1 protein-coding gene is annotated in these 4,961 nt (G+C 69.3%); it reads left to right on the forward strand.

The genetic code is table 11. The features are described 5' to 3' along the window. Nucleotides 1–166: 166 nt before the first annotated feature. On the forward strand, nucleotides 167–4,961 hold a 4,795-nt coding region (locus tag ACQ0O7_RS44980), incomplete at its 3' end, for a type I polyketide synthase (RefSeq protein ID WP_430792078.1).

Below are 4,961 nucleotides of genomic sequence, written 5' to 3' on the forward strand. Positions count from 1 at the left end.
GCCGGTAGTGCTGGATGGTCGTGCCGGTTCGAGGTTGGTGTCGGTGCTGGCCGGTGGTGGTGAGGACCAGGTAGCGATCCGGCCGTCGGGGATCGTGGGTCGTCGTCTGGTGCGTGCGTCACGGCCGGTGGCGGGCCGGACGTGGTCGCCGGGTGGTGCGGTGTTGGTGACCGGTGGTACCGGTGGTGTCGGCGCGATCACTGCTGAGTGGGTGGTCGGCCGGGGTGCCGGCAGGGTGGTGTTGACCAGCCGGTCGGGTCCGGCGGCTGGGGGAGTGGCCGAGCTTGCGGCCTCGCTTGCGGCTGCTGGTGCTGTGGTGGATGTGGTGGCGTGTGATGTCGCCGCCCGGCCGGCGCTCACGGGTCTGCTGAAGTGGATCGACAGCAACGGGATCGGCTTGTCGTCGATCGTGCATGCTGCCGGAGAAGCCGATCGGAGCCCGGTCGACCAGATCGAACCGGCCGACCTGGCCCGGCAGCTCGCCGCGAAAGCCGGCGGTGCGGCGCTGCTGGACGAATTGACCACCGGCCGGGACCTGGACGCGTTCATCCTGTTCTCCTCCGGTTCCGGAGTCTGGGGCAGTGGCGGACTGGGCGCGTATGCGGCGGCCAACGCCTATCTCGACGCCCTGTGTGACAACCGGCGTTCCCGTGGCCTGGTGGCCACGTCGATCGCCTGGGGTCTGTGGACCGGTGTGGGTCTGGCCGCCGGCCGTCACGGTCAGCGACTGTCGGACTTCGGGATGACCGGCATCGACGCCGAGAACGGCATGACCGCGCTGGGCCAGGTGCTGGACGCTGACGAGGGCGCGGTGGTGGTCGCCGGGTTCGACTGGGAGCACTTCGTGCCGACGTACACGTTGCGCCGGTCGAGTCCGTTGCTGTCGGCCCTGCCCGAGGTCCGGGGGGTTCTGGCCGCGGAGCGGGGCGCCGCGGTCGAGGTCGACGGGTCGGAGCTGGCGGTCCGGCTGCGGCGGATGCCTGAGGGTGAGCAGCGGCAGACGCTGACCGAATTGGTTCGGGCGCATGCGGCGGCGGCGCTGGGTCACGACTCGGTGGACGCGGTGTTGCCGCAGCGGGCGTTCAAAGACCTGGGCTTCGATTCGGTCGGCGCGGTCGCTCTACGGAACAGGCTGGCCTCGGCGGCCGGGGTTCGCCTGCCGTCGACGCTGGTGTTCGACTATCCGAACGCGGCGGCTCTGGCCGAGTTCATCCGTGGTGAACTCGTCGGGTTCGCCGAGACTGACAGTGCGGTGCGGGTGGTGGCGGCCGCGGGTGGTGAGCCGATCGCGATCGTCGGGATGGGCTGCCGGTATCCGGGTGATGTCCGTGGCCCCGAGCAGTTCTGGGAGCTGCTGACCAACGGCACCGACGCCATCTCCGGGTTCCCGACCGATCGCGGCTGGAACGACGTCGGCGGGACTACGTCGTACGTGCCGGAAGGTGGCTTCGTCTACGACGCGGCGGACTTCGACGCCTCGTTCTTCGGGATCAACCCGCGTGAGGCCCTGGCGATGGATCCGCAGCAGCGGCTGCTGCTGGAAACCGCGTGGGAGGCGATCGAGCAGGCCGGTCTGGCGCCGTCGTCGCTGCACGGCTCGGCCACGGGTGTGTTCATCGGGGCGAGTCACTCCGGCTACGAGGGCCTGCTGCCCACCGATGATCGCAGCCTCGACGGGTATCGCCTGACCGGCTCGGTGTCGGCGGTGGCCTCCGGCCGGATCTCGTACATCCTCGGTCTGACCGGTCCCGCCATGACGGTCGACACCGCCTGTTCGTCCTCGCTCGTCGCGTTGCATCAGGCGGTGAACGCGCTGCGTGGTGGTGAGTGCACGATGGCGTTGGCCGGCGGTGTCGCGGTGATCACGTCGCCGGGCGCGTTCATGGAGTTCGCCGAGCAGGGTGGGATGGCGTCCAGCGGGCGGAGCAAGGCGTTCTCCGACGACGCGGACGGAATCGGCTGGGGCGAGGGCGCCGGCATGATCCTGTTGGAGCGGCTGTCGGACGCCCGGCGTAACGGCCACCAGGTCCTGGCCGTCGTCCGGGGCAGCGCGGTGAACCAGGATGGTGCGTCGAATGGTCTGTCGGCGCCGAACGGTCCGTCGCAGCGGCGGGTGATCCGGGCGGCGCTGGCGAACGCACGACTGTCCGCGGCGGATGTGGACGTGGTCGAGGCGCATGGCACGGGTACGTCCCTCGGCGACCCGATCGAGGCGGGCGCGCTGCTGGCCACGTACGGTCAGGAGAAGTCTGCTGATCGGCCGTTGTGGCTGGGGTCGGTGAAGTCGAACATCGGTCACCTGCAGACGGCCGCCGGTACCGCCAGTGTGATCAAGATGGTTCTGGCGCTGCGGAACAACCTCTTGCCGCGTACGTTGCACGCCGATACCCCGTCGTCGCAGGTCGACTGGTCGGCAGGTCATGTCGAGTTGTTGCAGCAGGCGCGGGAGTGGCCGGCTGGTGAGCGGGTGCGCCGGGCCGGTGTGTCGGCGTTCGGTGTCAGTGGCACCAACGTGCACGTGATCATCGAGGAAGCGCCGGCCGCTGACGACGTACCACGTGTCGAGGTGCGACCGGTGCTGACCGGGGACGCCGCGGTGTGGATGGTGTCCGGGCACAACGCGGCGGCGCTCGCGGAGCAGGCCGGTCGTCTGCGTGAGCATGTCGTGGCCCGGCCCGAACTGCCGGTCGGGGATGTCGGGTGGTCGCTGGCCACATCACGGTCGATGTTCGAGCAGCGGGCCGTGGTCTTCGGCGCTGATCGCGATGAGTTGCTGGCCGGTCTGGTATCGGTGGCGACGGGTCAGCCGGCTGCCGGTGTGGTGACCGGTCAGGTCGCTCCCGGTGGTGTCGGTCGGACGGTGTTCGTCTTCCCGGGTCAGGGCAGTCAGTGGATCGGGATGGGCCGGGAGTTGGCTGGGGAGTCGCCGGTGTTCGCGGCGCGGTTGGCCGAGTGTGCGGCGGCTTTGGAGCCGTTCGTGGACTGGCGACTTGATGACGTACTGGCTGGTCGTCACGGTCTTGAATCTGCTGACGTGGTGCAGCCTGCGCTATGGGCGGTCATGGTTTCCCTCGCCGCGGTGTGGCGTGCCGCCGGTGTCGAGCCGGATGCCGTGGTGGGTCATTCGCAGGGTGAGATCGCGGCTGCTGCGGTGGCGGGCATTCTGTCGTTGGAGGACGCGGCCAAGGTTGTCGCTTTGCGCAGCCGTGCTTTGACGGTTCTCGCCGGTCATGGCGGGATGCTGTCGATCGCGGAGCCGGTGGCGGCGGTGCGAGATCGGATCTCCTGGTTCGGTGATCGGCTGTCGATCGCGGCGGTGAACGGCCCGTCGGCGACAGTGGTCTCCGGTGAGCCTTCGGCGTTGCGGGAGCTGGAGGCCGCCTGCGGTGACGCGGTGCGAACCCGGATGATCCCGGTGGACTACGCCTCGCACGGTCCCCAGGTGGAGCGGTTGCGTGAGGAGATCCTGGCCGCTCTGGCGGGGATCTCTCCGGGCGATGCGGTGGTTCCGATGGTGTCGGCGCTGACCGGGCAGTGGCTGTCAGGTCCGGAGTTGGATGCCGGCTACTGGTACTCCTCGCTGCGGGAGACTGTGGAGTTCGACCGGGCTGTGAGGGTGCTGACCGATTCCGGTCACGGCGTGTTCGTGGAGGTCTCGCCGCATCCGGTGTTGATCCAGGCTGTTGATGCCGCTGTCACGGTGGGCAGTCTTCGTCGTGATGATGGTGGTGCGCAGCGTCTACTGCTGGCGTTCGCTGAGGCGTTCGTCAACGGCGTCGGTGTTGACTGGTCGGCGGTGCTGGGTGACGGCGACATGGTCGACCTGCCGACGTACGCGTTCCAGCGGCGCCGGTTCTGGCCGGAGATGCCTGCCGTCTCGGCCCGGTCGCTGGACGACTGGCGTTACCGGATCACCTGGCAGTTGTCGCAGCCCGATGGTGTCGCGCCGGTGCTGTCCGGGACGTGGCTGGTGGTCGGCACCGATCCGGTCGGCCCGGCGGTTGCCGAGGCGCTGACGGGTCACGGTGCCGATGTCGTCACGGTCGCGGAGCTGGACCCCGCGATGCTGGCGGATGCCGCCGGTGTCGTGTCGTTGCTCGCGCTGGACGAGACTCCCGACGCCGAGTACCCGTGGGTGGCCAGTGGGCTGGCCGCGACGGTGGACCTCGTCCAGGCCGTCCATCGTGCCGGAACCGAGGTGCCCGTCTGGGTGCTGACGCGTGGGGCGGTGCGGGCCGGTGCAGGTCAGATGGTGACCAGCCCGGCGCAGACGGCGGTGTGGGGTCTGGGCCGCACGGTCGGGTTGGAGCGTCCCGAGCTCTGGGGTGGTCTGATCGATCTGTCGGAGGGTTTCGACGGTGCGGCTCTGGTGTCGGTGCTGGCGGACGGCATCGAGGATCAGGTCGCGCTGCGGCCTGAGGGTGTGTTCCTGCGCCGTCTGGTTCGGGCTGAGACCCGTCGTGCGGTTCCTCGGGAGTGGTCGCCGCGGGGGACGGTGCTGCTGACCGGTGGCACGGGTTCGATCGGTGTGAGCGTCGGTCGATGGTTGGCCGAGCGTGATGCTCAGCGGGTGGTGTTGACGTCGCGGTCGGGCCCGTCGGCGCCGAACGTGGCGACTTTGGCCGCGTCGGTGGCCGAAGCGGGCACGGGTGTCGAGGTGATCAGCTGCGACCTGGGTGAAGCCGATCAGGTGGCCGCGATGGTGTCCTGGATCGAGGAATCTGGTCCCGGTTTGTCGACGGTGTTGCACTCGGCGAATCTGCCTTATCTGGCGTGGGTGCAGGACACCGATCGTGAGGGTCTGGCCGCCGCACTGGGGGCGAAGGCGGCCGGTGCCGTGCATCTGGATCAGGCCACCGCGGGCCTGGATGTTGACGAGTTCGTGTTGTTCTCGTCGATCTCGGCCACGTGGGGCAGTAACGATCATGGTGCCTACGCGGCCGGGAATGCGTTCCTGGATG

This window comes from Actinoplanes sp. G11-F43, assembly GCF_050589265.1.
Classification (GTDB): domain Bacteria; phylum Actinomycetota; class Actinomycetes; order Mycobacteriales; family Micromonosporaceae; genus Actinoplanes.